Here is a 26,543-nt window from a genome sequence, read left to right as displayed (position 1 = left end):
AGATTCAGCCTCAGCCGCACTGCCCCACGTAGCCACAGGCGGTGCAGAAGTCGCAGCCGTCCTTGTGGATCATGGTGGCGTTGCCGCATTCCGGGCAGGGCTTGCCCGCCTGCACCTGCAGCGCCCCGGCCGGCGCGCCGAGCTTGGGCGCCGGGGTTTGCAGCAGGCCCATGTCGTTCAGCGGTTGGCCTTCCTCGTCCAGGATGCCCAGCATCGCGTAGCGGTGAATCACCAACCGCGCCACATAGGCCACGGTGGAAGGCCAGATCTGCTGGCGGCGCTCGCCGCTGAGCGACGGCACCGGCGCCATGAAGTGCCCCAGCGGCTCGCCCACGTTCAGCAGCTTGCGCAACTTCATCGCAATCCAGCCGGGGTCCATCACGCGCATGTCCAGGCTCAGCAGGCGGGCCAGCCCGTCCAGCGCCTTGGGGTAGTTGCCCGAGAAGCCCATGGCGCAGGGGCGCGTGACCGTGCCGCCGTCCGGCGTGGGCAGCACCACTTCCTTCAACGTGAGCGTGAACTGCTCGTTGGTGGCGGGGTTGTCCACGTCCACCGCCCAGGCCAGCGTGCCGCTCACGCTGGTGCGCGGCTCGTTGCGGCTGAACATGGCGTCCACCACCGGTGTGGCGCCGCCCTCGGTCAACGCACCGAGTTGTTCGCAACGCCAGCGGATGACGGCAGCCGTGGCCGCCACCACGCCCGGGAACAGCCGCTTCTCGCCGCTGGGCGGCATGGCCATCTCGAAGGCGCGCTCCTCGGCCACCGTGGCCAGCGCGTCGAGCTTCAAGCGCAGCCAGGCCGCGTCATTCGTGCGCAGGTCGGTGGACAGCGTCTTGGCCAGCGCCGACAGGCCGCGCGGCTGCTCGGCCCCGTTCACCCACACCTCGAACGGCAGGTTGCGGCCGAACAGGCCACCGTCCGGCCCGTCCAGCGGCAGCTCGCCGATGAAGAGCGCGAAGTCGCCGTGCGGATGCTGGATGAGGTAGCTCCAGGCCGGGTTGCCACCGGGCATTTCGGGGCGGCTGGGCCAGCGCAGCGAGGCCACCACCGCCTGCGGCAGGCGCTCCACCTTCAGGCGCTGGTTGGTGCCGTCCACATCGGGCTTGAGCGGCTCGGGCTGTTTGACCTCAGGCGTCACGCTCAGCACCGAACCCAGCACGCTGTTGGGCCGGTAGGTGGCCAGGCCCTTGAGCTTGCTTTGCCAGGCCTGCACGTACAGGTTCTGGAAGTCTTCGTACGGGTAGTCGGCCGGCACATTGACCGTCTTGCTGATGGACGTGTCGATGTACGGCGCCACCGCAGCCACCATGCTGGCGTGGTCGGCCGCGCTCAGCTCCAGCGCCGTCACGAAGGCGTCGCTCAACGGCGCATCGGCGCCGAACAGGTGGCGGTACAGGCGCCAGGCGTGGTCCTCCACCTGGTACTCCTTGAAGCCACCGCCCTCGGCCTGCGACAGCCGCTTCTTGCGCGTGTAAGCCCACGAGAACGCGGGCTCGATGCCGTTGCTCGCGTTGTCGGCAAACGCCAGGCTGATGGTGCCCGTGGGCGCGATGGACAGCAGGTGCGAGTTGCGCAGGCCCTGGGCGCGGATCGTGTCTTTCAGCGCCTGCGGCAGGCGTGACGCGAAGCTGCCGCCGGAGAGGTACAGGTCGGCATTGAAAAGCGGGAAGCTGCCCCGCTCCACCGCAAGCTGGCTGGACGCCGCGTAGGCGGCATCGCGCATCAACTCGCTGATGCGGCTGGCCATGTCGCGCGCCGCCTGCGTGTCGTAGCGCAGGTTGAGCATCACCAGCGCATCACCCAGCCCAGTGAAGCCCAGGCCCACGCGGCGCTTGTTGGCCGCCTCCTGCGCCTGCGCCGGCAGCGGCCAGGGCGTCACGTCCAGCACGTTGTCCAGCATGCGCGTGGCCACGGCCACCACCTCGGTGAAGCCGGCTTCATCGAACACCGGCTGGGCACTGAACGGGTCGCGCACGAAGCGGGTCAGGTCGATGGAGCCCAGGCAGCAGCAGCCGTAGGGCGGCAAGGGCTGCTCTGCGCAGTTGTGCACGTACAGGCCGTTCGCGTCGAAGGCATGCACGTGCTCCACGGTCACGTCGTACACCGCCTCGACGCCATCGGGCGTGATGGCATCCACCGTGGCCGTGAAGCGTTCGCGGTTCAGCTCGCGGCGGTAGGCACCGAGCAGTTCATCCAGGCGCTGGCGCTTGGCGCTGTCTTCAAAGCCCACCTGCTCCGCAAACCGGCGCAGGTTGTCACCGCTGATGACCAGCTCGTGCACGGCGCGGCGCTCGTAGTCCCGCTCGCCGCCCCGGCCATCGGGCATGCGCTGCAGGCCGGCGGGGTGGCGGTCTCGGTAGATGGAAGAGGCGATGCCCAGCCGCGCCAGCATGCGCTGCGCGGCTTGCAGCTGGGCCAGGTCCGCCTGGGTCAGCCGCACACTGACGCCCTTGTCCTGCGCGCCCTGCACCGAGCCGTCGGCATCGAACAGGCCACGCAGCAGCCCCCGGTGGAAGTCGGAGGACGCGGCCTCCATCGCCGGCGTGATGCGCTTGTGGCCGGGGCTGGCGCCCAGGGCCATGGCCAGATCGCGCAGCCCGGCCGAGGCCATGCGGAACTCACCCCGGCCCTCGATGGGGCGCTGCCAACCCTGGAAGTCGGCACGCGAAACGACGCTGGAACGCAGGGCCGTCTCGGCGGCGCGCATCACGCTGTCCACGCTGGCAGGCCGGTGGCTCACATCGCTGCCCACGGCCTTCAGTTCGGGCGCCCAGACGGACAGCACGGCCTTGTCCGCCTTGAGCGTGCCATCACCGATCAGCAGGCCCAACAGGTAGCCCTCCGCCTCGGTGCGCGGCCCGTCCCACCCGGCGAGCGCCCGGTGGTCGTGCAGCATGAGTTCGTCGCCCGGCCGAACCTCGGCCGCAGGCACCCATTCGGCTTCCACGAGGTAGCGTGTCTTGCGGGTCACGCGGCGCACTGGGTGGTCGCCGGTCAGGCGCAGGCCGTGGCCTTCGCGCGTGCTCAGGCGCAGCACCGGCTTCACCCCGGTGGCGAAGAAGCCGGCCGATTCGGTGGCGTAGGCCTTGCCGTCGACGATGGCGTGGAAGGGGCGGCCAATCAGGTCTGCCACCTGACGCGGCCCCTCGCTGGTCATGGTCCAGGTGTCGGCCGTCACGCAGGGGTTGGTCGCCGCGATGGTTTCGCAGTAGTGGAGGTTGTTGTCGGTGTTGATGCGGTCCAGGAAGAGCACGCCGGGTTCGGCGTGGTCGTAGGTGGAGCGCATGACCTGGTCCCACAGCGCGCGGGCGCGCACCTTGCGGTAGACCCACTGGCCGTCGCCGCGCTGGTAGGCCCCGGCTTCGATCTGCTCGGCGCTGGGCTGGGCGCGGTGCGCGAGTTCGACCTCGCCGTCGGCTTGCACGGCTTCCATGAAGGCGTCGGTCACGCCGATGGAGATGTTGAAGTTGCGCAGGTCGCCCTGGTCTTTGGCGTGGATGAACTGCTCGATGTCCGGGTGGTCGCAGCGCAGCACGCCCATCTGCGCGCCACGGCGGCTGCCGGCGCTTTCCACCGTTTCACAGCTGCGGTCGAACACGCGCATGTAGCTGATGGGGCCGGAGGCGTGGCTGCGGGTGGAGCCCACCCAAGCCCCCGCCGGGCGGATGCGGCTGAAGTCGTAGCCCACGCCGCCGCCGCGGCGCATGGTTTCAGCGGCTTCGGTCAGTGCGGTGTAGATGCCGGGCACGCCGTCTTCAGCGGTGGCGATGGAGTCGCCCACCGGTTGCACGAAGCAGTTGATGAGCGTGGCCGACAGCTCGGTGCCCGCGGCGGACATGATGCGCCCGGCCGGCACGAAGCCGCGCTGCTGCGCCTCCAGAAAGGCCGCCGCCCAGCGCGCACGCTCGGCCGGCTTCTCGGCCTGGGCCAGCGCCCGGGCCACGCGTTCGCGCAGCTCGTCGGGCGACTGCTCGCCGCCTTTGGCGTACTTTTCGATCAGGACTTCGCTGGAGATGTCCTGCACGGGCAGGTCGGTGGTGCTGCTCACGGGATGGCCTCGACTACTGGATGAAAAAACAGTCTACGCCGCCGGGCGCCGGGCTGTTTTTGATTTTTTCGATGGGTGGCGGACGCCGGGCGCAAGCCTGCCACCGCCGCGCTGACAACACCTTGACGCCCCTCAGAAAGCGGGCGGTTCAGTGCCGGTCAGAATGGATTGATGCTTTTCTCGCGGCGGTAGTGGATGTAGCCCACGCTGGCCCCGGCACGCAGCCCCACCCCCAGCCGGATGGGCGCCAGCGTGATGCCGTTCAAGCGCTGGTAGTTGATGCCCGCCCCGCCGATGTAGTACAGGCTGCCGTCCACGCCAGGAAAGCGTTGGTAGATGGCCGACGTTTTGGGTAGGTGGTAGACCAGCGTGAACACCTTGGAGGCATTGGCGCCCACGTCAAACCCGATGGACGGCCCGGCCCAGTAGACCTTGGCGCTGCCGCCGCCTTTCATCATCAGGTCGCCATTGCCGTAGCGCACACCCACGGTCAGGGCGGCGCCGGCTTCCTCGCCCTTGATGTAGGCGTTGGGCCGGCCCTGCTCCTTGAAGGCTTTTTCAATCACCTTGGCCAGGCCTTCGGTGGTTTGGCCGAAGAAGTCGGTGGCGGCCTTGAGGATGGAGTCCTCGTCGTAGGTGCTGTCCTTGTCGTCGCCGGCCCAGGCGGGCAGCGTGGCGCCGGCGGCCAGCGCGGCAAGGTGGTGCAAATGGCGGCGTCGGTCGTTCATCGCAAAGGGGTCCTTGGGACATTCCTGAATCAACCCAGCATAGCCAACGCGGCGTGAACTTTGGCCGCTCTTTGCGTGTCGACACACCCTAGACTGGTTTGCTATGTCCAACCCAGACCTGCAGCGGCTGTCGGCTGCACTCGAATACGTCGACCTGGCCGCCGGCCTGTACCTTGCCGGTGGGGCCGACCAGGCGGCGCGCCTGCTGGCGGCCGCGGCCGAGCAGCAACTGGGCGACCTGGTGCAGCTGATCGACGCGCCCAGTGCCACGGTGGACACCCGCGAATTGCTGGCCCGCATCGCCCGCGCGCACCGGCCCGCCGTGGTGGCGCCGCGCCAGGCCCCGGATCGCATGGCCGGGGCCGACCCGGTCGAGACCGACGCCACCCGGGAGGAAATCATTGCCTTCCTGCGGGCCTCGTGGTTCATGCTGGAAGCCATGGGCCTGGCCGCGCTGGCGCCCGACCGCCTGCAGCAAGCCGTGGAGCACAGCACCGTGTTCGGCGGCACCGACACGCTGGAACCTTTTGTTTAGGGGCCGCCCCTGCCCGCCCCACCCGCCCGGAGACGCCCATGACCCTCGAACGCCGCCAATTCGCCCGCGTGGCTTTCGCCTCCGGCGCTGAACTCATCACCACCCAAGACCGCCTGCACTGCCAGGTGGTGGACATCTCGCTCAAGGGCGTGCTGCTGCAACTGCCCGCTGGCGTCAGCCCGCAACCCGGCATGCCCTGCCTGGTGAGCCTGCCGCTGGGCCACGCCACCGAGGGCGCGGCCGTCATCGCGATGGCCGGTGAGCTGGCGCATGTGGAGCAGGACCACGCCGGCATCATCTGCCGCAGCATCGACCTGGAATCCATCACCCACCTGCGCCGGCTCATCGAGGTGAACCTGGGCGACCCGAACGCCTCGGAGCGGGAACTCAAGGCGCTGATCGCCGCCGCCAGCCTCGGCTGACCGCAGATAGCCGGGTTCGCGCCGGCCACGGGCCGTTTCGTCGCATGCCGGCCCGGCCTGGCGCCCGCGACTGACAATCGCGCCGATGGAGGACCTGAGCCCGCTGCAAGCCTTTCGGCGCGTCTGCAACCTGCGCATGCTGGCGGGGGTTTTCTACTTCTGCCTGCTGTACGCCATCTCGCGGGCGCTGATCTGGTTCGGCGAGAGCGATGCGCCCGCGTTCGACCTCATCTTCGACCTCGCCCGCTTCACGCGGCAGTGCCTGCTGACCGGCGTGTCGCTGCTGTTCACCGTGGCGCTGGCCGAGGCCGTGCTGGCCCGCCGCCGCTGGCCGCTGGCTGCCGCGCTGGCGCTGCAAGCCGGCGCCGTGGGCTTGGGGGCCGGGCTGGGCACTTTCCTGCGTTACGCCGTGGCGGCGCTGGACGACCCCGCCCTGCGCGTGCGGCCGGCCTGGGTGGTGTCCACCGTCGGGCTGTGGGTGCTGCTGGGGGGCATTGGCTACACCTTGATGCGCGTGAGCCGGGCCCAACGCGAAGGCCGCGACGAACTGGCCCGCCTCTTCCGCGAACGCGAGGCCCTGCGCACGCAGCAGACCGAGGCCCAGCTGTCGGCCCTGAACGCGCAGATCGAGCCGCACTTCCTGTTCAACACGCTGGCCAACGTGAAGCGCCTGTACGAAACGCGCCCCACGCAGGGCCGCGACATGCTGGCCGCACTGATTGCCTACCTGCGCGCGGCGCTGCCGGGCATGCGCCGGCACGAGTCCACGCTGGCCGACGAGCTGGAGCTGGTGCGGCACTACCTGGCCATCCTGCAAATGCGCATGGGCGAGCGGCTGAGCTTTGACATCCAGGCCCCGGCCGACCTGCTGAGCGCGCGGCTGCCCACGCTGGTGCTGCCCACGCTGGTGGAGAACGCGATCAAGCACGGCCTGTCGCCGCTGCCCGAGGGCGGGCGCATCGAGATTCGCGCGGCCCGCACCGCCAGCGACGGCCTGCAGGTCGAAGTGACCGACAACGGCCAGGGCTTTGGCAGCGCCAGCGGCGGCGCGGGCGTGGGCCTGGCTAACACCCGCGCGCGGCTGGCCGCCCGCTTTGGCGACGGTGCCGCGCTGGAACTTGAAGCCGCCCAGCCGCGCGGCGTGGTGGCCCGCGTGCGGCTGCCGGCGGAGGCTTTGGCATGAGGCGCCCCCTCGCCCCGACTTGCACCGCGGCGCTCGGTGCACCCACACAGCAGGCGTGCGCCACATGATCCGGCACGTGTGGCAATCATGGCGCTCGGTGCGGCCGGGCGAGGCGCTGGTGTTCATCGGCGCGGCGTTGCTGTTCAGCGCGATCGACCTCACCTCGCTGCTGGAGTTGCGCGTGGGCGACCAGCTGCCCCAGGTGCTGGCGCGGCACCTGAGCCTGTCGCTCGTCAGCTGCACCCTGCTGATGCTGTGCTGGCTGCCGGCGGCGCGCAGCAGCCCCATCCACCCGCTGCGCAAGCACCGGCTGGTGGCCGCCACGCTGCTGGGCGCGGTGCTGAGCATGGCCGTCATCTACCCGCTGGCCGCGGCGCTGCCGTGGCCCTCGCTGTGCGAGGTGTACGCCCAGACCCACCCCAACACCCGCTGCTCCATGTTCCGCGCCACCGCGATTGCCGGCGACGCGCTGTGGCTCTTCATGCCGGCGCTGATGATCGTGGGCGTGATGGAGTTCCACACCGTGCGGCGCCGCCAGGAGCAGGCCGCGCAAGACCTGCTGCGCGAGCACAGCCAGTTGCGCCGCCACGCGCTGGCCGCCCAACTGGCGGCCCTGCAAGCCCAGGTGGACCCGGCGCTGCTGTTCGATGCGCTGGTGTCGGTGGAGCATGCGTACGAACAGCAATCGCCCGACGCCAGCGCGCGGCTGGAGCGGCTGATCCGCCACCTGCGCGTGGCCCTGCCCCGCCTGCCGCGCCCGGGCACCAGCACGCCCGGGCCGCAAGCGGGGGCCACGCTTGGCGGCGAGGCAGAACTCATCGCCAGCTACCTGGACCTGATGGCCGACCTGGGCCGCACGCCGCCCACGCTGGACTGCGACCTCGGGCCGCATGCCGGCCTGCCGCTGCCGCCCATGCTGCTGCTGCCCCTGGTGCAGCACGTGATGCAGCACGCCGAGCCCAGCCGCTGCTGGCTGCGCGCGGACCCGCACCTGACGCTCGGTTTTGACCGCCCGGGCCTGGCCGGCGACGATGCCGCACTGGCCGCGTTGGCCGCACTGCGCGAACGGCTGGCCGTGCTGGACGTGCGGCTGGCGGCGCACAGCGAGCCGGACCGCACCGAATTCACCTTCACCTTTGCCCCATGAGCTTGATTGCCCCCACCGCCGTCGTTGCCGAGGACGAAGCCGCCCTGCGCGGCGAGTTGGTGGAGCAGCTTGGCAAGCTCTGGCCCGAACTGAGCATCGTGGGCGAGGCGGCTGACGGCCTGGAAGCCCTGCGCCTGCTCGACCAGCACCGCCCGGACATCCTGTTCCTGGACATCGAAATGCCCGGCGCCACCGGCATCGACGTGGCCCGGCAGGTGGGCGGGCGGGCGCATGTGGTGTTCGTGACCGCGTACGACCAATACGCCGTGGCCGCCTTCGACCAGGGCGCGGTGGACTACCTGCTCAAGCCCCTGGCCGGCGCCCGGCTGTTCACCGCCATCAGCCGCCTCAAGGCCCGGCTGGGCCAGGCACCCGCGCCGCTCGGGCCCGTGCTGGATCAGCTCGATTCCCGCAACCCGCACGCCGCTCCCGCTCCGTCCGCCGCCCGCGCGCCGCTGCGCTGGATCAACGCCTCGGTGGGGCAGACGCTGCGCCTCATCACCGTGGACGAGGTGATGTTCTTCCAGAGCGACAACAAGTACACCCGGCTCGGCCTGAAAGACGGCGAGGCGCTGATCCGCAAGCCGCTGAAGGAACTCATCGACGAGCTGGACCCGCAGCAGTTCTGGCAGATCCACCGCTCCACGCTGGTGAACGTCAATGCGATTGCCAGCGTGAGCCGCGACTTCCGCGGCCGCATGCAGATCAAGCTCAAGCACGGCACTGAGACCCTGCTGGTGGCCGAAAGCTGCGCGCATCTGTTCCGGCAGATGTGACCCTCCCGCCCGGTGGGCGCATGATGGGGGCATGAGCCCACTGCAACGGCTGCGCGGCGCGAGCCGACTCGCCATCGACGCCACCACCGGCCTGACCGACCTCGTGGAGGCCATGCACGCCGAGATCGCGCGGCTGCCCTTCACCCCCGCACGCGAGCGCACCGGGGGCCTCACCGGGCAGGTGTACCGCAGCGTGCGCGGCGTGACCCGGCTTGTTGGCGCCGGGCTGGACGGCGCGCTCGCCACGCTGGCGCCGCTGCTGCAGCAAACGCAAGCCGATCAGGCCAACGCCGTGCAAGCAGCCCTCAACGGCGTGCTGGGCGACCACCTGGACGCCACCGGCAACCCGCTTGCCATGCCGATGGGCCTGCACCCGCTGGTGCCCGACGCGAAAGGGCCGGCCGTGGTGCTGCTGCACGGGTTGTGCATGCACGAGGGCCAGTGGCAGCGCGACGGTGCCGACCTGCCCGCCGCGCTGGCCGCCTGGGGCTACCAGCCGCTGGGCCTGCGCTACAACTCCGGCCGCCCCATCTGGCGCAACGGCCAGGAGCTGGCGGCGCTGCTGGACACCGTGCCCGGGCCGCTGACGCTGCTGGGCCACAGCATGGGCGGGTTGGTGGCCCGCAGCGCGATTGCGCAAGCCGATCCGTCAGGCTGGCCCTCGCGGCTGCGCACCCTCATCACCCTGGGCACGCCACACCTGGGCGCACCGCTGGAGCGCGGTGGCCAACAACTGCAGCAGTTGCTGGCGCTGAGCGCGTACGCGCGACCGCTGGCGCTGCTGGCCGGCCGGCGCAGTGCGGGCATTCGCGACCTGCGCCACGCCAGCCTGCTGCCGGGCGACGAAGGCCGGGCCAGCGTGCTGCCGCTGCCGGACGGTGTGGCCTGCTTTGCCGTGGCCGCCACCACGGCGCACGAGACCTCGGGGTCGCCGGCCCGCTGGCTGGGCGATGGCCTGGTGCCCGTGGCCAGCGCGCTGGGTCAGCACCGGATGCAGTCGCGCCGGCTCGCGTTCACCGACACGGCCCTGCTGCCCGACCTGGGCCACCTGGCACTGCAAACCGACGCGCGAGTGCAGCAGCGCCTGCACGCCTGGTTGGCCTTGCGCTGAAGCTGGGCCCGAGCCCGTCGCCTGCGCGACGGAGACGCCCCCGGGTGCGCCGCTAAGCTGGCCGGCTGACCTCAATAACACCCACGGAGACACGCCATGCCCGAAAGCCACTACCGCATCTGCCCGCTGTGCGAAGCCTGCTGCGGGCTGGAGGTCAAGACCGACGGCGCCAAGGTCATCGCCATCCGCGGTGCCGAGCATGATGTGTTCAGCCACGGCTACCTGTGCCCCAAGGGCGTGAGCCTGAAAGACCTGCACGAAGACCCCGACCGCCTGCGCACGCCGCGCATCAAGCGCGATGGCGTGTTCGTGGAAGCCACTTGGGACGAAGCCTTTGCCGAGATCGAGCGCCGCCTGCTGCCGCTGCGCGAACAGCACGGCGCCGATGCCGTGGCGCTGACCATCGGCAACCCGGCCGCGCACAAGGTCAGCCTGCTGGCCTACACCCCGCGCCTGGTGAAGGCCCTGGCCACGCGCAATGTGATGAGCGCGTCGACGCTGGACCAAATGCCCAAGCAGCTGAGCGCCGGGCTGATGTTCGGCCACTGGCTCAGCATCCCGCTGCCGGACATCGAGCGCTGCGACTACCTGCTCATCCTGGGCGGCAACCCCATGGTCAGCAACGGCAGCCTGTGGACCGTGCCCGACTACCGCGGCAAGGCCAAGGCCATGCGCGCACGCGGCGGGCGCATCGTGGTGGTGGACCCGCGCCGCAGCGAAACCGCGGCCGCGGCCGACGAGCACCTGCCCATCCGCCCCGGCGGCGATGCGCTGCTGCTGGCCGGCATCGCCCACACGCTGTTCGCCGAGAACCTGGTGCAGCTGGGCCGCCTGGCCGAACACGTCCACGGTCTGGACGACGCCCGCGCCGCCGTGGCGCCGTTCGCGCCCGAGGTGACCGCGGCCGGCTGCGGCATCCCGGCCGAGACGCAGCGCCGCATCGCCCGTGAGCTGGCCGCCGCACCGCGCGCGGCGGTGTACGGCCGCATCGGCACCTGCGTCACGCGCTTCGGCACGGTGAACTCCTGGCTGGTGGACCTGATCAACGTGCTCACCGGCAACCTGGACCGCGAGGGCGGCGCCATGTTCGCCAAGGCCGCAGCCTTCGCGCCCAACACGCAAGGCAAGCCCGGCAGTGGCAAGGGCGTGACGACCGGCCGGCGCCACAGCCGCGTGTCCGGCGCACCCGAGGTGTACGGCGAGCTGCCCATCACCGTGCTGGCCGAGGAGATGGAAACGCCGGGCGCCGGCCAGGTGAAGGCGCTCATCACCATCGCGAGCAACCCGGTGCTGTCCGCCCCCGGCGGCCCGCGGCTGGCGAAAGCGCTGGAAGGGCTGGACTTCATGCTCAGCCTGGACATCTACATCAACGAAACCACGCGCCATGCCGACGTCATCCTGCCCGGCCTGTCGCCGCTGGAAGACCTGCATTTCGACGTCGCCTTCCCGCAGCTCAGCCACCGCAACCACGCCCGCTTCAGCGGCCCGGTGTTCGACGCCGCACCGGCCACGCCGCAGGAATGGCAAACCATCCTGCGCCTGTGCGCCCTGCTGGAAGGCCGCGGCCTGGGCGTGGACGTGCAGCAGCTGGACGACGAAGCCATCGAGGCCGATGTGAAGCGCTTCGCGGGCGACCAGACCCCCGCCGTGCTGGCGGCGCTGCAGCCCTGGCGCGGCCCGGAGCGGCTGATCGACCTGCAGCTGCGCGTGGGCCCGTATGGCGACCAGTTCGGCCGCAAGCCCGATGGCCTCAACCTCGCCAAGGTCAAGGCCGCCAGCACGGTGGCGGGCGGCGGCGTGGACCTGGGCGCGCTCACCCCGCGCATCCCTGAAGTGCTGCGCACGCCCAGCGGCAAGATCGAACTCGCCCCGCCCAGCGTGCTGGCCGACCTGGCCCAGGTGACGACGGAACCCGCGCCCGAATTCACGCTCATCGGCCGGCGCGACACCCGCTCCGGCAACAGCTGGATGCACAACCTGCCGGTGCTGGCGAAGGGGCCGGACCGCTGCACCCTGCTGGTGAACCCGGCTGATGCCGACCGCCTGGGCCTGGCCGAGTTCGCCCAGGTGAAAAGCGCCGTGGGCGCGCTGATTGCCCGTGTGGAGCGCAGCGCCGACATGAGCCCCGGCGTGGTGAGCCTGCCGCACGGCTGGGGCCACGACCTGGACGGCGTGCAACTGGCCGTGGCGCGCGAGCGGCCGGGCGTGAACCTGAACGCCTTGCTGGACGACGGTGCCCGCGACCCGCTCAGCGGCAACGCCGTGCTGGCCGGCGTGGCGGTGGAGATTGCGGCCGTGTGAGCCGATGTATCCGCCGTGACATCCAGCAAAAACACGGCGGACACACACCCGGCGCAGACTGCGTCTCGCTAGAGTCCACGCCCAGTCGCGCGGCAGAGTTCACGGCCCAACCCCTCAGGGTTTCCCAGAACTCCGCTGCCCGACCTAGACTTCTCCTGTTTCACCAACCCAGAGGGCAAACCCGTCGAAAGGCGGGGACGCAAAGCCACCGGCCTACCGCGTGCTGCACCCGCAGCGCGCCACGGCAGCGGGGCCGCCAAGACCTCCACCGTCTTGTTTGGCGTGGCCCTCTCCACTTCACGAGATCCCGGCCATGCGCAGTTCCGCTCTCACCTGCACCCTCAGCCTCCTCACCGCCGCGGCCCTGACCGCCTGTGGTGGGGGTCAAGGCGACACCCCCCTGGTGCAGACCACCGCGGCGCCCGATGCGGTCTCGCTGCAGGTTGACCTGGACACCCCCAACGCGGCCGCTGCCGGCGTGGTGGCGCAACCCACCTTCCACGCAGCCGCCGTGGAGCTGGACGAGCCGGACAACGGCGAGCAGCCCCACCGCAGCCTGGCCCCGGCCGGCGTGAACACCCAAGGCCTGACCCGCGAACGCCTGGGCGAGGCTCTGCGCGTGCGCGCCGCCGCCAGCGGCACCGGGGAAGCCGCCCCCATGGCCACCTCCACGGCCGTCACCACCTACACGCCCGCGCAGATCCGCGCGGCCTACGGCTGGCCGGCCCTGCCCGCCAGCACCACGGGCCTCACGGCCACCCAAGCCGCCCAGCTGGGTGCCGGCCAGACGATCTACATCGTCAACGCCAAGCACAACCCCAACACCGCCGCCGAGCTGGCCGCGTTCAACGCCAAGTTCGGCCTGCCCACGTGCAGCACCCGCACGCTGGCAGCGAGCACCACCCTGCCCTTGGCCGCGGCCTCCAAGACGGCGTGCGAACTGGTCATCGCGTACAGCACCACCGCGGGCGCGCTCACCGCCACGGCGCCGGCGTACGACAGCGGCTGGGCCACGGAAATTGCGCTCGACGTGCAGTGGGCGCACGCCACCGCCCCGCTGGCGCGCCTGGTGCTGATCGAAGCGCCGGACGCCAGCGTCACGAGCCTGAGCAACGCGGTGTCGCTGGCCAACCGCATGGGCAGCGGCGTCGTGTCCATGAGCTTTGGCGCCAACGAGGGCAGCTGGACGAGCTCGTACGACAGCGTCTTCTCGGGCAGCGGCATGAGCTACCTGGCCGCCACGGGCGACAACGGCGCCGCCGTGTCCTGGCCGTCGGTCTCCACCAAGGTGCTGGCCGTGGGCGGCACCACGCTGACCTACAGCGGCTCCGGCACGCGCAGCGAAGTGACCTGGACCGGCACCGGCGGCGGCACCAGCGCCTACGTGGCGCTGCCCAGCTACCAAAGCGGCACCATCGGCGGCTACGCCCGCCGCGCCGTGGCCGATGTGGCCCTCAATGCCAACCCGAACAGCGGCCAGTACGTGGCCACCATCCCGTCGGGCTCCACCACCGTGGGCTGGATCAGCGCCGGCGGCACCAGCCTGTCCACCCCGCAATGGGCCGGCCTGCTGGCCGTGGCCAACGCGCTGCGCGTGGCCGGCGGCAAGACCGTGCTGGGCCAGCCGCATGCCGTGCTGTACCAGCAGATCGGCGCCGTGCCCACGCAGTACAGCAGCACCTTCAAGGACGTGGCCAGCGGCAGCAACGGCACCTGCACCACCTGCACGGCCAAGGCCGGCTACGACACCCCCACCGGCTGGGGCACGCCCAACGCCAGCGCGCTGCTCACCGCCTTGACCGGCGCCACCGTCAGCACCACCACCGGCACCACCACCGGCACCAGCACGGGCACCGGCACCACCACCAGCGGCCTGTCGCTCACCACCACCAGCCTCAGCGGCACGGCGGGCAAGGCACTGTCCGGCAACATCGCCTACAACGCCGCGGGGGCCAGCTCGCTGTCCATCAGCATCAGCGGCGCACCCACGGGCATGAGCTTCTCGGGCACGTCGGCCGGTGTCAGCGTGAGCTGGGCCAGCCCGGTCACCGGCACCTACAGGCTCGTCATCACCCTGAAGGACAACCTGGGCCGCAGCGCCAGCGGCAACGTGACGGTGACGATCAAGGCGAGCTGAGCACCGGCCTAGCATCGGGGCTCCACACCCTGGAGCCCCGCATGCAACGCTTGCTGATTGCCACCCTGCTGGCGGCTGCCTTCGCAGCCCAGGCCGACACCACCACGGCCGGCCACACCTACTCACCGCCCGAGGCCTTCACGGCCAGCAGCTCGGGCACGCTGACCCGGTTCACCGCCCCCGAAGGCGATGCCAGCGTGACGCTGGTGGACATCGCCCGCGCCAAGGATGCGGCTGACGCCGTGGCCCAAGCCTGGGCCCAGGCGCAACCGGGCTTCAAACGCACGCTGCGCCTGGCCACGCCGCGCCCGGCGCGCAATGGCTGGGTCGACCAGCAGGTCTTCGACTACGAGACCTCCCCCAACGAAAAGCTGGCGCTGCAGGCCATCGCCCGGCGCGCCAGCACCGGCGACGGCACGGCCTGGGTCGTGCTGCTGCTGCAGGCCTCCGAGGCGACGCTGGAAAAGCGCAGCGCCCCCATCGGCAAATTCTTCGGCAGCCTGCGACCGCAGGGCTATGCGCGCGAGAGCTTTGCCGGCAAAACCGCCCAGCCGCTGACGCCGGAACGCGTCGAAGCGCTGAAGGCCTTCGTCGCCCAGGGCATGAAGGCGCTGGACGTGCCCGGCGTGGGCCTGAGCTTCATCGACGGCGGCAAGGTCGTCTGGGCCGGCGGCCTGGGCGTGCGCGAGCTGGGCAAGCCCGAGCCCGTGAATGCCGACACCCTCTTCATGGCCGCCAGCAACACCAAGGCCATGACCACCGCGCTGCTCGCTCGCGCCGTGGACGCCGGCAAGCTGCGCTGGGACCAGCCCGCGGCCGAGGCCTTCCCGGCGTTCAAGCTGGCCGACCCCGACGTGACCCAGAGCGTGCAGATCAAGCACCTGGTGTGCGCCTGCACCGGCATGCCGCGGCAGGACCTGGAATGGCTGTTCGGCAACGGCGCAGCGCCGGCCAAGACGACCTTCGACCAGTTGGGTGCCATGAAGCCCACCAGCAAGTTCGGCGAGGTCTTCCAGTACAGCAACCTCATGGTGGGCGCAGGCGGCTACATCGCCGCGGCTGCGCTCAAGCCCGGCAAGGAGGTGGGCGTGGCCTACGACCAAGCCATGCAAGAGCTGCTGTTCGGCCCGCTGGGCATGAAGAACACCACCTTCGACTACAGCCGGGCGCTGCGCGGCAACCGCGCCTGGCCGCACGGCGACGCGTTGGATGGCAGCACGCAGCGCGCCAGCATGGACTTGAACCGCACCATCATCCCGGCACGCCCCGCCGGCGCGGTGTGGACCTCGCCGAACGACTTCAGCCGCTGGGTGCTGATGGAGCTGAACAAGGGCAAGACGCCCGAGGGCCAGCCGCTCATCGGCGAAGCCAACTGGGCCGAGCGCTACAAGCCGCAGGTGATGGTGGGCGAAGACGTCTACTACGGCATGGGCCTGTTCGTGGACAAGCAATACGGCATCACGGTCGCCTCGCACGGCGGCGACATGCTGGGCTTTCACTCCAACATGATCTGGCTGCCCGAGTACAACGCGGGCGTCACCATCCTGACCAACTCCGACGCCGGCGTGCTGCTGCGCGGACCGCTGCAGCGCAAGCTGCTGGAGGTGCTGTTCGACGGCCGGCCCGAGGCCGACGAGCGGCTGAAGGTGGCGATTGCCAACCGCAAGGCCGAGGCCGACAAGATGCGCCAGCTGCTCACGCTGCCGGTGCCGGCCGACGCGATGAAAGGGCTGGCCGCGAAGTACACCAGCCCCGAGCTGGGCTCACTGCGCGTGGAGCGCAAGGCCGGCAAGCTGCGCTTCCACTTCGCGCACTGGAACAGCGAGGTCGCGCTGCGCAAGAACGAAGACGGCACGCAGAGCTACTGGACCATCGATCCGGGCATCGGCGGCATCGAACTGGTGCGGGACGACAAGGCCCCCCAGCCGACGCTCGTCCTGCGCGACGCGCAGCACGAGTACCGCTTCGTCGCAACCCGCTGAGCGCCCCGCCTGGGCAGCCGCCGCCGGTGGTGACGCCACCCCACCCACGGGTCACACGACGTGGGTGGGACGGCGTTGGGTTGAGCGGCGCGGGTGAAGCGCTGGGGGTGAAACGGTGGGGGCCGTCGGGCGCGGTCAGGCCTCGAAGGCCGCGCAGGCCTCGCGCTCAGTGCAGAGCGGCGCGGTCGGTCTCGAAGGCCACGCGGTCCACCGAGCCGTCGCCGTTGCGGAACAGGCGCACACGACGCGTGCCGTCCGGGCTGACCAGCAGCTCCGAACCTTCCGCACGCCAGGTTTCCAGCGGGCGCTCGTCCAGCGCCACGGCCAGGCGGCGCACGCCCACGTGCACGCGCAGCGTGCGGCCGTCGTCCAGCAGGTATTCGCCTTGCGCACTGCGCAGCATGGCGCGCTCGGCGGCGGGCATGGCGGTGTCCTGGGCGCTCGCGGGCGCGGTCAGCGTCAGGGTGGCGAGCAAAGCGGCCGTCAGGGTGAGGGGTCGCAGGGGGTTCCAGGTCTTCATGGGGGTACTCCTTGGGTTCCCGAGGCCAGTCGCCTCGGCACAACCCTCAGTGCAAACCCCATGCCAGCTTTTCACTGCGCATTTCGTCACGCCCAACGGGGTCGGGCACCGCCCGCTGCCCCAGGGCTGGGCTTGCATGCCCCGCATCGCGTCACGGCGCCTCGCGATGGCGCAGGCGCAGGCCTCACACGCCGGGCGGCGGTGGGAGGTCGTGCAAAGCCGCGTGCAGCAGGTCGTCCAGCACGGCGAGCACGCGGGTCCGCTCCGCTTGAACAGCCGGTTCGGGCCGCGCATCCAGCAGCAACTCGTGCAGCGGCAAGCCCAGCGGCACCCCGGCCATGACACCGCGCTCGCCCTGCGGCAAGCCGGGCGCGGGCGTGCAGGGCCGGTCGGTCAGGTCCATCATCACGCCCACCATGCGCAGCACGCGGCCCTCGGCATTGCGCTCCAACACCCGGCCGCGCGAGCGCAACAGCCGGTAGCCGGAGCCATTGCTGCGCAGGCGGAACTGCGCTTCGTAGGTGGGCAACAGGCCGCGGCTGTGGTCACGCATGGCCACCAGCATCGCGTCCAGGTCCAGCGGGTGCACGCGACACCGCCAGAAGTGCGTGCTGTCCGCGCGGTGCGGCTCCGGGAAGCCCAGCCGCAGCTTCCAGGCGGGTGAGTACTGCACGGTCTCGTGCTCGGGGCGCAAGTCCCACACCCCCACATCCCCCTGCGCCACCGCACGCTGCCAGGCCGGCACGGCGTCTTGCGTTTGCCCATCCATGCACAGCATTGTTATGCAGTCAGGCCCTCGGCGGCCAGGGCTTGATAGACCAGCAGCGACGCATGGGCGTCATTGGCCGCATATTGAAGCTGCTGCGGCGTGAGCGTGGCCTGCGCCCAGTTGGAGGTGGTGGCCTTGCGCGACTTGCTCATGCGCTGACCGAGCACCACGGCCACGGCCATCTTCAGGCCCACGGCGTCTTTGAAGCCCAGGCGCCGCACGGCGTGAGACAGGTCCACCGAGCGCCCGAGCGTCAGGCCCAGGCTGCGCTGCAACTGCGGCCGGTCGGACGCCAGCCCGAAGCCCACCTTCACCACCGCGTCGCCCTCCACCATGGCGCGCAAAAACTCGGCCACGCCAGGCGTGCGCGTTTGCACGATGAAGGCTTCGGTGGCCGTGGCGAACTGGATGACGTGCGGGCCGGTCTGCGGCGCGCCGGCCACGAACACCGGTTTGCTTTCGGTGTCGAAGCCCACCGGCCCGGCGGCCCGCAGCCGGGCTTCGGCGTGGGCGAGATGCTCCGGCGTGCTGAGCACATGGATGCGGGAAGGCGGCAAGCCGGGGTAAGGCGGCAGGGCCGCGATCTGCTCGGGCGTGGGCCGCGCGCGCGGGGGCGGTCTGGACATGGCGGTCAGTATGCCCGCCAGGCCGCGGCCGAGCGCCGGGTCAGCGCCCGCGGCGGGCGACCGGCTCGGCCGGGCGGGTCTCCTGCGCGGCCCACGAGGGCTGGCGGGCCAGTTCGGCAGCGGTGGCGTCATCGGCCGTGACGGCGTATTCGAGCGCACTGCGCTCCACGAAGGTCGCGGCGCGGAAGCGCTGCAACAAGGCGCCCAGGGCCTTGCGGGCGTCAGGGGCGGGGCCGGTAAAGGTGAGGGTCAGCGTGGTCATGAAGGGCTTTGAGCTGGGCACGTGATCGGTGCCCGCCGCCGTTCAACGGCCCGCGCTTGGGGGCGGTTGACGCCTCAGCGCGCGGCCAGCAGCGTGGCCACCTCGGCGGCCGAGCGCACGCCCAGCTTGGCGAACACGCGCGCCCGGTGCACTTCCACCGTGCGCACCGACACGTTCAGCTCGTCGGCAATCACCTTGTTGAGCTTGCCGGCGGCCACGCGGGTCATCACCTCATGCTCCCGCTCGGTCAGGCTGGCCAGACGCGCACTGCGCTCGGCGGCCTGTGCGCCCTCGGCCTGCATGGCGGCGTCCACGGCCAGGGCCTGCTCGATGCGGTCGGCCAGCGCGTTGTCGCTGTAGGGCTTTTCCAGGAAGTCGAACGCGCCTTTCTTCAGGGCCTCCACCACCATCGGGATGTCGCCATGGCCGGTCAGGAAGAGCACCGGGTTGCGCAGCTGACGCGCCAGCAACTCGTCATGCAGGCGCGTGCCGGTCATGGGCTCCATGCGCACGTCCAGCAAAAAGATGCCCTTGGGCGGGGCGCTGGTGTCCAGCAGAGCCAACAGGTCCACGCCGCTGGCGAAGGCGCGCACATCCAGGCCGCGCGAGCGCATCAGGAAGGTCAGCGCGTCGCGCACGCCGGGGTCGTCGTCAACGAGGTGGACGGTGCCCGTGATGGGCTCAGACATGGTGGGCCTCCGGATGCGGCTCGCGGTTCAAGGGCAGGCTGAACGAGAACAGGGCGCCGCCGCTGGCCACGTCGCTGGCGTCCAGCACACCCTGGTGGGCTTCGATGATGGAGCGGCAAATGGCCAAGCCCATGCCCATGCCCTCGGCCTTGGTGGAATAGAACGGCGCGCACAGCTGCTCGATGCGCCGGCCCTGCAGGCCCGGGCCGTTGTCCTGCACGTCCACCCGCACGAACTCACCCGCCACGCGGCTGCTGACGGTGATGCGCCGCCCCCCGGCCGGGGCCGGCAGGGGCTGCAAGGCGTCGGCCGCATTGCGGGCGAGGTTGATGACGACCTGCTCGATCAGCACCGCGTCGGCCAGCACCGCCGGCACGCCGGGCGCGAGCGCCACGTCCAGCGACACACCGCGGCGCTGGCAGTCGCGCTTGAGCAGCTCCACCGCCGCGGTGATCACCTCGTGCAGGTCACAGGTCTCGTGCCGGGGCTCGCGCCGGGTCAAGAACTCGCGGATGCGCGCCACGATGCGGCCCGCATGCGCCGCCTGCTGGCCCAGCCGCTGCAGGGCACCCAGCACCAGCTCGTCCTGCACGCCCAGCTTGGCCAGCGAGTTGGTCACGCCCGCGCCGTAGCTGGCAATCGCGGTGAGCGGCTGGTTCAGCTCGTGCGCCAGCGTGGACGCGACCTCGCCCAGCATGGTCAGCCGGGCGTTGTGGGCCAGGGTCTCGACCTGGCGGCGCTCGCGGTCTTCCAGGCGCTTGCGCTCAGTGATGTCGATGATGCTGCCCATCCAGCCGATCTGCCGGCCACCGGCGTCCACCAGCGGCGACTCGAACACCATCACCTCCAGCATGCGGCCGCTGGCGTGCTGCCAGCGGGCCTCGTAGCCCTCGCGCGGGGCGTGGCCCGCCAGGTTGCGGCGGTTGCGCTCGGTCATTTCCTCATGCGCGTCGGTGGGCCAGTAGGGCATGGGGGGCAGTTGGCCCACCAGGCGCTCGGCCGGCAGGCCCACCATGTCGCAGAAGGTCCGGTTCACGTACAGCAGCCGGCCGTCGAAGTCGCGCGCGCGCAGCGCCACCAGCGCCGAGTCTTCCATCGCCCGCCGCCAGGCGGCCTCGGTGCGCCAGGCCTCCTCGGCGCGCTGCACCTGGCGCATCTGCCGCCGCGTGAGCCAGCTGGCCGCCGCCACCAACGGCAAAAAGCCCGCCACCAGCACCCAGGCCAGCGGCCGCACGGCGTTGATGCCGGGGTCGCGCAGGGTCAGTTCGAGGGCTGCATCGGTCAGCGCCGCCTCGGCCAGCGGGCTGGCGCGCAGCGGGCCGGTCAGGGCCACGCGGTAGCTGGGCCGCGGGCCTTGCGCCGCGCGCAGCGGGGACTCGGTGCTGGAGGCGATCACCTGGTCGGCGCTGTCCACCAATTGCACGTCGTACTTGCGCGCCAGCCACCACGGCACGCCCCGTTTGAGCAGCAGGGCCGGCGGGTAGCGCACCACCAGCGTGCCGTCCGACCCGACGGGGGCCGTCAGGTGCAACGACAACCCATCGTCCAGGCGCGCGCCTTCTCCGCGCCCCGACACCTCGGCCAGCACCCGGTTGCGCGTGTCCAGCCAGGTGACCGACTGCCACAACCGGCGCAGCCCCGCGCCCACCGCGGGTTGGTGCTCCAGTGCGGCTTCGCTGGGCGACTGCCCCACCAACCCTTGCGCCAGTTGCCGCAGATGCCCTTGCTCCTCGGCAATGCGATCCCGCAACTGCGCCTCGGTGCTGAGCGCGTCGGAGATCAAGGTCTGTCGCTGCTGCTCGCGCTCGTCGGCTTCGTTGGCGCGCACCCAAGCCAGCACCCCCATCACAAAAATCAGGGATAACCCGAGGGGCGCCAGCCACAAGCTGCGGGCGAGAAGGGGGCGGGGCGTCATGCCGGCAGTCTAAGAACAGCGGGCGCGCCACGAAATGTGGAACTCCACAACTACCCCGGTCGCAGGCGCGCCGGAAGAATTCACCGCATACCAACCATTCGGAGACTTCCCATGGCCCTGCGCCGTCTCATCCTCGCTTCCGCCGCCGCCCTGGCCACCGTCGCCAGCTTCTCGGTGCAGGCCCAAGCGCCCATCGTCATCAAGTTCAGCCACGTCGTGGCCCCGGACACGCCCAAGGGCAAGGGCGCGCAGCGTTTCAAGGAACTCGCCGAGCAGCGCACCGGCGGCCGCGTGAAGGTGGAGGTCTACCCCAACAGCCAGCTCTACAAGGACAAGGAAGAGCTGGAAGCCCTGCAACTGGGTTCGGTGCAGATGCTGGCCCCGTCGCTGGCCAAGTTCGGCCCGCTGGGCGTGAAGGAATTCGAGGTCTTTGACCTGCCCTTCCTGTTCAAGGACACCGACGCCTTCCGCGCCGTGACCGATGGCGCCCTGGGCGCCGACCTGTTCAAGAAGCTCGAGCCCAAGGGCATCAAGGGCCTGGCCTACTGGGACAACGGTTTCCACATCATGAGCGCCAACAAGCCGCTCAAGAACGTGGCCGACTTCAAGGGCATGAAGATGCGCATCCAGTCCAGCAAGGTGCTGGACGCCCAGATGCGTGCCCTGGGTGCGATCCCGCAAGTCATGGCCTTCTCCGAGCTGTACCAGGCCCTGCAGTCGGGCGTGGTGGACGGCACCGAAGGCGTGCCCAGCAACTTCTACACGCAAAAGATCTTTGAAGTGCAGAAGCACATGACCCTGTCCAACCACGGTCACCTGGCGTACGCCCTCATCGTGAACAAGAAGTTCTGGGACGGCCTGCCGGCCGATATCCGCACGCAGCTGGAAAGCGCCGTGAAGGACTCGGCCGTGTACGCCAACGCCATCGCCAACACCGAGAACGCCACCGCGCTGCAAGCCATCAAGGCCAGCGGCAAGACTGCCGTCTACACCCCCACGCCGGCCGAAACGCTGGAGTGGAAGAAGGCGCTGATGCCGGTGCACAAGGAGATGGAATCGCGCGTGGGCAAGGCCACCGTTGAAGCCGCCTACAAGGCCACCGGCTTCGTCGCACCGAAGTAATCCTGTCGTGCCTCGCGCCCCGGATCGGGGCGCACTGGCCAAGCCGTCCCCGCGGGCGTGACGGTTCAGGCCCCGTCATTCGCGCCGGCCGTTCTGGCCGGCGCAACCACCGTCCCTTCTCGGGGAGCTTCCATGATCAATCGAGTACTCAACCATCTCGAGGAGTGGCTCATCGCCTTCCTCATTGGTGCTGCCACGCTGGTGATTTTTGTCGCCGTGGTGCACCGCTTCCTGTCCGGCATTCCGGTCATCCAGGACTACACCGTGCAGCTGAACCTGTCGTGGGCGCAAGAGCTGTGCATCTTCATGTTCGTGTGGATGGCCAAGTTCGGCGCCGCGTACGGTGTGCGCACCGGCATCCACGTGGGCGTGGACGTCATCCTGCGCAAGCTCAACGGCGGCGCCTACCGCGGCCTGGTGGTGTTCGGCCTGCTGGCGGGTGCCGTGTTCACCGGCACGGTGGCGGCGCTGGGCGGCAACTTCGTCTGGCACATCGCCCAGACCGACCAAACCTCCGCCGACCTGGAAGTGCCGATGTGGTGGGTGTACAGCTGCGTGCCGCTGGGCTCCAGCCTGATGTGCTACCGCTTCCTTCAAGTGGCATGGAGCTTCCTGAAGACCGGTGAGCTGCCTCACCACGACCACGGCCACGTTGACGGCCTCGAAGAAGAAGGGAAGCCGGCATGAACGCCTCCATCATCTTTGTCCTGCTGATCCTGCTCATGCTGACCGGCATGCCGATCAGCATTTCGCTGGGCCTGACCGTGTTGACCTTCCTCTTCACGATGACGCAGGTGCCCATCGAGTCGGTGGCGCTCAAGCTGTTCACCGGCATCGAGAAGTTCGAGATCATGGCGATCCCGTTCTTCATCCTGGCGGGCAACTTCCTGACCCACGGCGGCGTGGCGCGGCGAATGATTCGCTTCGCCTCCAGCATGGTGGGCCACTGGCACGGCGGCCTCGGCCTGGCGGGCGTGATGGCCTGCGCGCTGTTCGCGGCGGTGTCGGGCTCGTCGCCCGCCACGGTGGTGGCCATCGGCTCGGTCATCCTGCCGGCGATGGTGAAGCAAGGCTTCCCGAACAAGTTCGGCGCCGGCATCATCACCACCTCGGGGTCGCTCGGCATCCTGATCCCGCCGTCCATCGCGATGGTGATGTATTCGGTGTCCACCAACGTGTCGGTGGGCGCCATGTTCATCGCCGGCATCGTGCCGGGCCTGGTGCTGGCCTTCCTGCTGGGCCTGACCACCTGGAACATCGCCCGCAAGAACAACTACCCGCGCCTGCCCAAGGCCACGTTCAAGGAACGCCTGGTCGCCTTCAAGGAAAGCGTGTGGGGCCTGCTGCTGATCGTCGTCGTCATGGGCGGCATCTACAGCGGCATGTTCACGCCGACCGAAGCGGCCGCCATGGCTGCGGTGTACGCCTTCATCATTGCGGTGTTCGTCTACAAGGACCTGCCGCTCAAGCGCCTGCCCAAGGTGCTGCTGGACTCCGCCAGCATGAGCGCCATGCTGCTGTACATCATCACCAACGCGGTGCTGTTCAGCTTCCTGATGACCAGCGAGAACATCCCGCAGGCCATGGCCGACTGGATGATTGCCCAAGGCTTCGGCCCGATTGCCTTCCTGCTGGTGGTCAACATCCTGCTGCTGCTGGCCGGCAACGTGATGGAACCCAGCTCGATCATCCTGATCCTGGCGCCCATCCTGTTCCCCGTCGCCATCAAGCTGGGCATCGACCCGATCCACTTCGGCATCCTGATCGTCGTGAACATGGAAGTGGGCATGTGCCACCCGCCGGTGGGCCTGAACCTGTACGTGGCCTCGGGCATCACCAAGATGGGCATCAGCGAACTGACCATGGCCGTCATGCCGTGGCTGCTGACCATGCTGGGCTTCCTGCTGGTGGTGACCTACTGGCCCGGCCTGACGCTGTGGCTGCCGCACCTGCTGATGAAGTAAACCGGCCTGCGCCGACGACAGGGAGCCCGAAGGGGCTCCCTTTTTTTTGCCCCGGGCCCACCCGGCACGGGAGTTGCGTGGCGTGGGGGGAGCATGACCACGCCCCCGTTCCCCCTGCCCGGCCTGCGGGTGCTGCTGGCCGACGCCGGCCAGCGCCGCAGCCCCGTCATCCGCCTGGAGCTGATCCGGCTGCGCTGCCAGCTGGTGGATGTCATCGACCTGATGACCGAACCCGCCGCCCTGCCTGCCGCACTGGACCGCCTGGGCCCGGAGCTGCTGTTGGTGGACTGCGACCAACCCAGCGCCACCCTGCTGGCCCAGCTGGGCGACGCCCTGCAGCGCAGCCCCCGCCCCGTGCTGCTGGTGGCCGAGCAGATGACGCCCGAACAGATGCGTGACGCCCTGGCAGCGGGCGTCAGCGCTCTGCAGCTGGCCGGCCTGCCGCCTCAGCGCCTGGGCGCGCTGCTGCAGCTGGCGCTGGCCCGCTTCGAGCACGACCAGACCCTGCAGCGCGACCTGCGCCAAACCCAAACCCAGCTGGCCGAGCGCAAGCTGGTGGAGCGCGCCCGCGGCATCCTGATGCGCGAACAGGCGCTGGACGAAGAGGCGGCCTTCCAGCGGCTGCGCCAGATCGCCATGGACAGCGGCCAGACCCTGGCAGCCGTGGCCCAGCGCCTGATCGAGGCCGATCAGCTGCTGCGTGCACGCTGAACCCTGAACTGGGGCGGCGCGCACCAAAGCGCATCACCCCGGGGCGCACCAGTCGGGCGCAAGCCGCCCCCGGCAGCCGCCGGCGTGCGCCAAGCGCGTGCAAAACCACCCGCCAGCCGCACCAAGCCGCCCCCAGCGGCCCGCCAACAAGCTGGCACGCAAGCTGCAATGAGGAGTGCGAGGCCTGCAAAGGCGCAGGCCTCTCGGGCCAGTCGGCACTTCACCCGGCTGGCACTTCGGGACAACGGCGTCCGACCTCTCCTATTGCGTCCTCGCTGCAGCAGTGCGGCGCGGGCAGAGCGTGGCTGCGACGCCGTTGCGCCCTGCATGACCCCCAGGAGCCCGTGATGACCGCCAGCCAGAACTCGACCGCCACGCCCCACCTCTCCCGCCGCAGCCTGCTTGCGGCCGCAGCCGCCCTGCCCACCCTCGGCGTGGCCGGCGGTGCCTGGGCCCAGGGCTCGGACAAGCCCGAGAAAGAGGAAGTGCGCATCGGCTTCATCCCGCTGACCGACTGCGCCAGCGTCGTGATGGCCTCGGTGCTGGGCTTCGACAAGAAGTACGGCATCAAGATCATTCCCACCAAGGAAGCCTCCTGGGCCGGTGTGCGCGACAAGCTCGTCAACGGCGAACTGGACATGGCCCACGTGCTGTACGGCCTGATCTACGGCGTGCACCTGGGCGTGTCCGGCCCCAAGAAGGACATGGCCGTGCTGATGACGCTGAACCGCAACGGCCAGGCCATCACGCTGTCCAAGAAACTGGCCGACGCCGGCGCGGTGGACGGCGCGTCGCTGGCCAAGGTGATGGCCAAGGACAAGCGCGACTACACCTTCGCGCAGACCTTCCCCACCGGCACGCACGCCATGTGGCTGAACTACTGGCTGGCCGCACACGGCATCAACCCGCAGAAGGACAGCAAGGTCATCACCGTGCCGCCGCCGCAGATGGTGGCCAACATGCGCGTGGGCAACATGGACGGCTACTGCGTGGGCGAGCCCTGGGGCCACCGCGCCATCATCGACGGCATCGGCATCACCGCCACCACCACGCAAGACATCTGGCCCGACCACCCCGAGAAGGTGCTCGGCACCACCGGCGACTTCGTCAAGAAGTACCCCAACACCGCGCGCGCCGTGATCATGGCCGTGCTGGAAGCCAGCCGCTGGATCGACGCCGGCCTCATCAACAAGAACAAGATGGCCGAGACGATTGCCGACAAGGCCTACGTCAACACCGGCGTGGACGCCATCAACCAGCGCATCCTGGGCCGCTACCAGAACGGCCTGGGCAAGACCTGGGACGACCCTCGCCACATGAAGTTCTTCGACGACGGCGCGGTCAACTTCCCATACCTCTCGGACGGCATGTGGTTCCTGACCCAGCACAAGCGCTGGGGCTTGCTGAAGGACCACCCCGACTACCTCGGCACGGCCAAGGCCATCAACCAGACCAAGCTCTACAGCGAGGCGGCCAGCGCGCTCAAGATCAGCGTGCCCAAGGACGCCATGCGCAGCTCCAAGCTGCTGGACGGGGTGGTGTGGGACGGCAAAGACCCCGCCAAGTACGCCGACAGTTTCAAGGTGAAGGCTTAA

22 protein-coding genes and 1 riboswitch are annotated in these 26,543 nt (G+C 70.0%); of the genes, 14 read left to right on the top strand and 8 right to left on the bottom strand.

All coding sequences use genetic code 11. The annotated features are described in order from the left end of the window. Positions 1-10: 10 nt before the first annotated feature. Both ACG01O_RS00800 and ACG01O_RS00795 read right to left on the bottom strand, forming a co-directional pair. Positions 11-4,048, bottom strand: a complete 4,038-nt coding sequence (locus ACG01O_RS00800) for an LAGLIDADG family homing endonuclease (RefSeq protein ID WP_394380121.1) — start codon at positions 4,046-4,048, stop codon at positions 11-13. A 158-nt stretch (positions 4,049-4,206) separates the two neighbouring features. Then, positions 4,207-4,776: a DUF1134 domain-containing protein gene (locus ACG01O_RS00795; RefSeq protein WP_394380118.1), complete on the bottom strand. Its 570-nt coding sequence runs from the start codon at positions 4,774-4,776 to the stop codon at positions 4,207-4,209. Positions 4,777-4,879: 103 nt separating this feature from the next. On the opposite strand from ACG01O_RS00795, the gene ACG01O_RS00790 reads away from it, so the two are divergent. The 9 genes from ACG01O_RS00790 to ACG01O_RS00750 all read left to right on the top strand — a co-directional run bounded on the left by ACG01O_RS00790 (position 4,880) and on the right by ACG01O_RS00750 (position 16,370). Continuing rightward, on the top strand, positions 4,880-5,311 hold the full coding sequence (locus tag ACG01O_RS00790; protein ID WP_394380115.1) for a hypothetical protein: 432 nt from the start codon (positions 4,880-4,882) through the stop codon (positions 5,309-5,311). Between the two features lie 38 nt (positions 5,312-5,349). After that, positions 5,350-5,733, top strand: a complete 384-nt coding sequence (locus ACG01O_RS00785; protein ID WP_394380112.1) for a PilZ domain-containing protein — start codon at positions 5,350-5,352, stop codon at positions 5,731-5,733. Between the two features lie 85 nt (positions 5,734-5,818). Next, positions 5,819-6,916: a sensor histidine kinase gene (locus ACG01O_RS00780; RefSeq protein ID WP_394380109.1), complete on the top strand. Its 1,098-nt coding sequence runs from the start codon at positions 5,819-5,821 to the stop codon at positions 6,914-6,916. Positions 6,917-6,980: 64 nt separating this feature from the next. Further along, a complete protein-coding gene (locus tag ACG01O_RS00775; protein ID WP_394380106.1) occupies positions 6,981-8,063 on the top strand; it encodes a histidine kinase in 1,083 nt (360 codons plus the stop codon). Further along, positions 8,060-8,839 (top strand): LytR/AlgR family response regulator transcription factor, encoded by a 780-nt coding sequence (locus ACG01O_RS00770; RefSeq protein ID WP_394380103.1) that lies wholly within the window; start codon positions 8,060-8,062, stop codon positions 8,837-8,839. The genes ACG01O_RS00775 and ACG01O_RS00770 overlap by 4 nt, the downstream gene beginning before the upstream one ends. A 31-nt stretch (positions 8,840-8,870) precedes the next feature. Further along, positions 8,871-9,950, top strand: coding sequence for a lipase family alpha/beta hydrolase (locus ACG01O_RS00765; protein WP_394380100.1), 1,080 nt, complete (start codon positions 8,871-8,873; stop codon positions 9,948-9,950). 96 nt (positions 9,951-10,046) lie between these two features. Then, entirely contained in the window at positions 10,047-12,251 is a 2,205-nt protein-coding gene (locus ACG01O_RS00760) for a molybdopterin-dependent oxidoreductase (protein ID WP_394380097.1), read from the top strand. A 164-nt stretch (positions 12,252-12,415) separates the two neighbouring features. Continuing rightward, positions 12,416-12,512, top strand: a riboswitch (cyclic di-GMP riboswitch). A gap of 52 nt (positions 12,513-12,564) precedes the next feature. After that, a complete protein-coding gene (locus tag ACG01O_RS00755; RefSeq protein WP_394380094.1) occupies positions 12,565-14,388 on the top strand; it encodes a S53 family peptidase in 1,824 nt (607 codons plus the stop codon). A gap of 41 nt (positions 14,389-14,429) precedes the next feature. Beyond that, positions 14,430-16,370 (top strand): serine hydrolase domain-containing protein, encoded by a 1,941-nt coding sequence (locus tag ACG01O_RS00750; RefSeq protein ID WP_394380091.1) that lies wholly within the window; start codon positions 14,430-14,432, stop codon positions 16,368-16,370. 166 nt (positions 16,371-16,536) lie between these two features. Here the strand turns inward: ACG01O_RS00750 and ACG01O_RS00745 are convergent, their stop codons facing one another. The 6 genes from ACG01O_RS00745 to ACG01O_RS00720 form a co-directional block, all read right to left on the bottom strand. After that, entirely contained in the window at positions 16,537-16,890 is a 354-nt protein-coding gene (locus ACG01O_RS00745; RefSeq protein WP_394380088.1) for a hypothetical protein, read from the bottom strand. 184 nt (positions 16,891-17,074) lie between these two features. Then, positions 17,075-17,659: a PAS domain-containing protein gene (locus tag ACG01O_RS00740; protein ID WP_394380085.1), complete on the bottom strand. Its 585-nt coding sequence runs from the start codon at positions 17,657-17,659 to the stop codon at positions 17,075-17,077. Between the two features lie 11 nt (positions 17,660-17,670). Next, positions 17,671-18,285, bottom strand: a complete 615-nt coding sequence (locus ACG01O_RS00735) for a 3'-5' exonuclease (RefSeq protein WP_394380083.1) — start codon at positions 18,283-18,285, stop codon at positions 17,671-17,673. A gap of 40 nt (positions 18,286-18,325) precedes the next feature. After that, entirely contained in the window at positions 18,326-18,547 is a 222-nt protein-coding gene (locus tag ACG01O_RS00730; RefSeq protein WP_394380080.1) for a hypothetical protein, read from the bottom strand. Between the two features lie 74 nt (positions 18,548-18,621). Beyond that, positions 18,622-19,236: a response regulator transcription factor gene (locus tag ACG01O_RS00725; protein ID WP_394380077.1), complete on the bottom strand. Its 615-nt coding sequence runs from the start codon at positions 19,234-19,236 to the stop codon at positions 18,622-18,624. Continuing rightward, positions 19,229-21,151 carry a sensor histidine kinase gene (locus ACG01O_RS00720; RefSeq protein WP_394380074.1) on the bottom strand — a complete coding sequence of 641 codons (1,923 nt, stop codon included), beginning with the start codon at positions 21,149-21,151 and terminating at the stop codon, positions 19,229-19,231. The genes ACG01O_RS00725 and ACG01O_RS00720 overlap by 8 nt, the downstream gene beginning before the upstream one ends. A 111-nt stretch (positions 21,152-21,262) precedes the next feature. Here ACG01O_RS00720 and ACG01O_RS00715 point away from each other — a divergent pair, with 111 nt between their 5' ends. The 5 genes from ACG01O_RS00715 (at position 21,263) to ACG01O_RS00695 (ending at position 26,543) form a co-directional block, all read left to right on the top strand. Next, positions 21,263-22,273, top strand: a complete 1,011-nt coding sequence (locus ACG01O_RS00715; RefSeq protein ID WP_394380072.1) for a TRAP transporter substrate-binding protein — start codon at positions 21,263-21,265, stop codon at positions 22,271-22,273. A 132-nt stretch (positions 22,274-22,405) separates the two neighbouring features. Further along, positions 22,406-22,960, top strand: a complete 555-nt coding sequence (locus tag ACG01O_RS00710; protein WP_394380070.1) for a TRAP transporter small permease — start codon at positions 22,406-22,408, stop codon at positions 22,958-22,960. Then, a complete protein-coding gene (locus ACG01O_RS00705; RefSeq protein ID WP_394380066.1) occupies positions 22,957-24,237 on the top strand; it encodes a TRAP transporter large permease in 1,281 nt (426 codons plus the stop codon). Before ACG01O_RS00710 ends, ACG01O_RS00705 begins: the two co-directional genes overlap by 4 nt. 93 nt (positions 24,238-24,330) lie before the next feature. Continuing rightward, positions 24,331-24,948, top strand: coding sequence for an ANTAR domain-containing response regulator (locus ACG01O_RS00700; RefSeq protein WP_394380064.1), 618 nt, complete (start codon positions 24,331-24,333; stop codon positions 24,946-24,948). Between the two features lie 347 nt (positions 24,949-25,295). Next, positions 25,296-26,543, top strand: a complete 1,248-nt coding sequence (locus tag ACG01O_RS00695) for a CmpA/NrtA family ABC transporter substrate-binding protein (RefSeq protein ID WP_394380062.1) — start codon at positions 25,296-25,298, stop codon at positions 26,541-26,543.

Origin of the sequence: Pelomonas baiyunensis, from assembly GCF_043555935.1 — a bacterium.
GTDB classification, from domain to species: domain Bacteria; phylum Pseudomonadota; class Gammaproteobacteria; order Burkholderiales; family Burkholderiaceae_C; genus Pelomonas; species Pelomonas baiyunensis.
This window is presented reverse-complemented; position numbering and strand designations above follow the sequence as displayed.

Bases quoted from the DNA above. Each gene is read 5' to 3' on its own strand.
- ACG01O_RS00795 (WP_394380118.1), bottom strand. From the start codon at position 4,776: ATGAACGACCGACGCCGCCATTTGCACCACCTTGCCGCGCTGGCCGCC.
- ACG01O_RS00790 (WP_394380115.1), top strand. From the start codon at position 4,880: ATGTCCAACCCAGACCTGCAGCGGCTGTCGGCTGCACTCGAATACGTC.
- ACG01O_RS00785 (WP_394380112.1), top strand. From the start codon at position 5,350: ATGACCCTCGAACGCCGCCAATTCGCCCGCGTGGCTTTCGCCTCCGGC.
- ACG01O_RS00780 (WP_394380109.1), top strand. From the start codon at position 5,819: ATGGAGGACCTGAGCCCGCTGCAAGCCTTTCGGCGCGTCTGCAACCTG.
- ACG01O_RS00775 (WP_394380106.1), top strand. From the start codon at position 6,981: ATGATCCGGCACGTGTGGCAATCATGGCGCTCGGTGCGGCCGGGCGAG.
- ACG01O_RS00770 (WP_394380103.1), top strand. From the start codon at position 8,060: ATGAGCTTGATTGCCCCCACCGCCGTCGTTGCCGAGGACGAAGCCGCC.
- ACG01O_RS00765 (WP_394380100.1), top strand. From the start codon at position 8,871: ATGAGCCCACTGCAACGGCTGCGCGGCGCGAGCCGACTCGCCATCGAC.
- ACG01O_RS00760 (WP_394380097.1), top strand. From the start codon at position 10,047: ATGCCCGAAAGCCACTACCGCATCTGCCCGCTGTGCGAAGCCTGCTGC.
- ACG01O_RS00755 (WP_394380094.1), top strand. From the start codon at position 12,565: ATGCGCAGTTCCGCTCTCACCTGCACCCTCAGCCTCCTCACCGCCGCG.
- ACG01O_RS00750 (WP_394380091.1), top strand. From the start codon at position 14,430: ATGCAACGCTTGCTGATTGCCACCCTGCTGGCGGCTGCCTTCGCAGCC.
- ACG01O_RS00745 (WP_394380088.1), bottom strand. From the start codon at position 16,890: ATGAAGACCTGGAACCCCCTGCGACCCCTCACCCTGACGGCCGCTTTG.
- ACG01O_RS00740 (WP_394380085.1), bottom strand. From the start codon at position 17,659: ATGGATGGGCAAACGCAAGACGCCGTGCCGGCCTGGCAGCGTGCGGTG.
- ACG01O_RS00735 (WP_394380083.1), bottom strand. From the start codon at position 18,285: ATGTCCAGACCGCCCCCGCGCGCGCGGCCCACGCCCGAGCAGATCGCG.
- ACG01O_RS00730 (WP_394380080.1), bottom strand. From the start codon at position 18,547: ATGACCACGCTGACCCTCACCTTTACCGGCCCCGCCCCTGACGCCCGC.
- ACG01O_RS00725 (WP_394380077.1), bottom strand. From the start codon at position 19,236: ATGTCTGAGCCCATCACGGGCACCGTCCACCTCGTTGACGACGACCCC.
- ACG01O_RS00720 (WP_394380074.1), bottom strand. From the start codon at position 21,151: ATGACGCCCCGCCCCCTTCTCGCCCGCAGCTTGTGGCTGGCGCCCCTC.
- ACG01O_RS00715 (WP_394380072.1), top strand. From the start codon at position 21,263: ATGGCCCTGCGCCGTCTCATCCTCGCTTCCGCCGCCGCCCTGGCCACC.
- ACG01O_RS00710 (WP_394380070.1), top strand. From the start codon at position 22,406: ATGATCAATCGAGTACTCAACCATCTCGAGGAGTGGCTCATCGCCTTC.
- ACG01O_RS00705 (WP_394380066.1), top strand. From the start codon at position 22,957: ATGAACGCCTCCATCATCTTTGTCCTGCTGATCCTGCTCATGCTGACC.
- ACG01O_RS00700 (WP_394380064.1), top strand. From the start codon at position 24,331: ATGACCACGCCCCCGTTCCCCCTGCCCGGCCTGCGGGTGCTGCTGGCC.
- ACG01O_RS00695 (WP_394380062.1), top strand. From the start codon at position 25,296: ATGACCGCCAGCCAGAACTCGACCGCCACGCCCCACCTCTCCCGCCGC.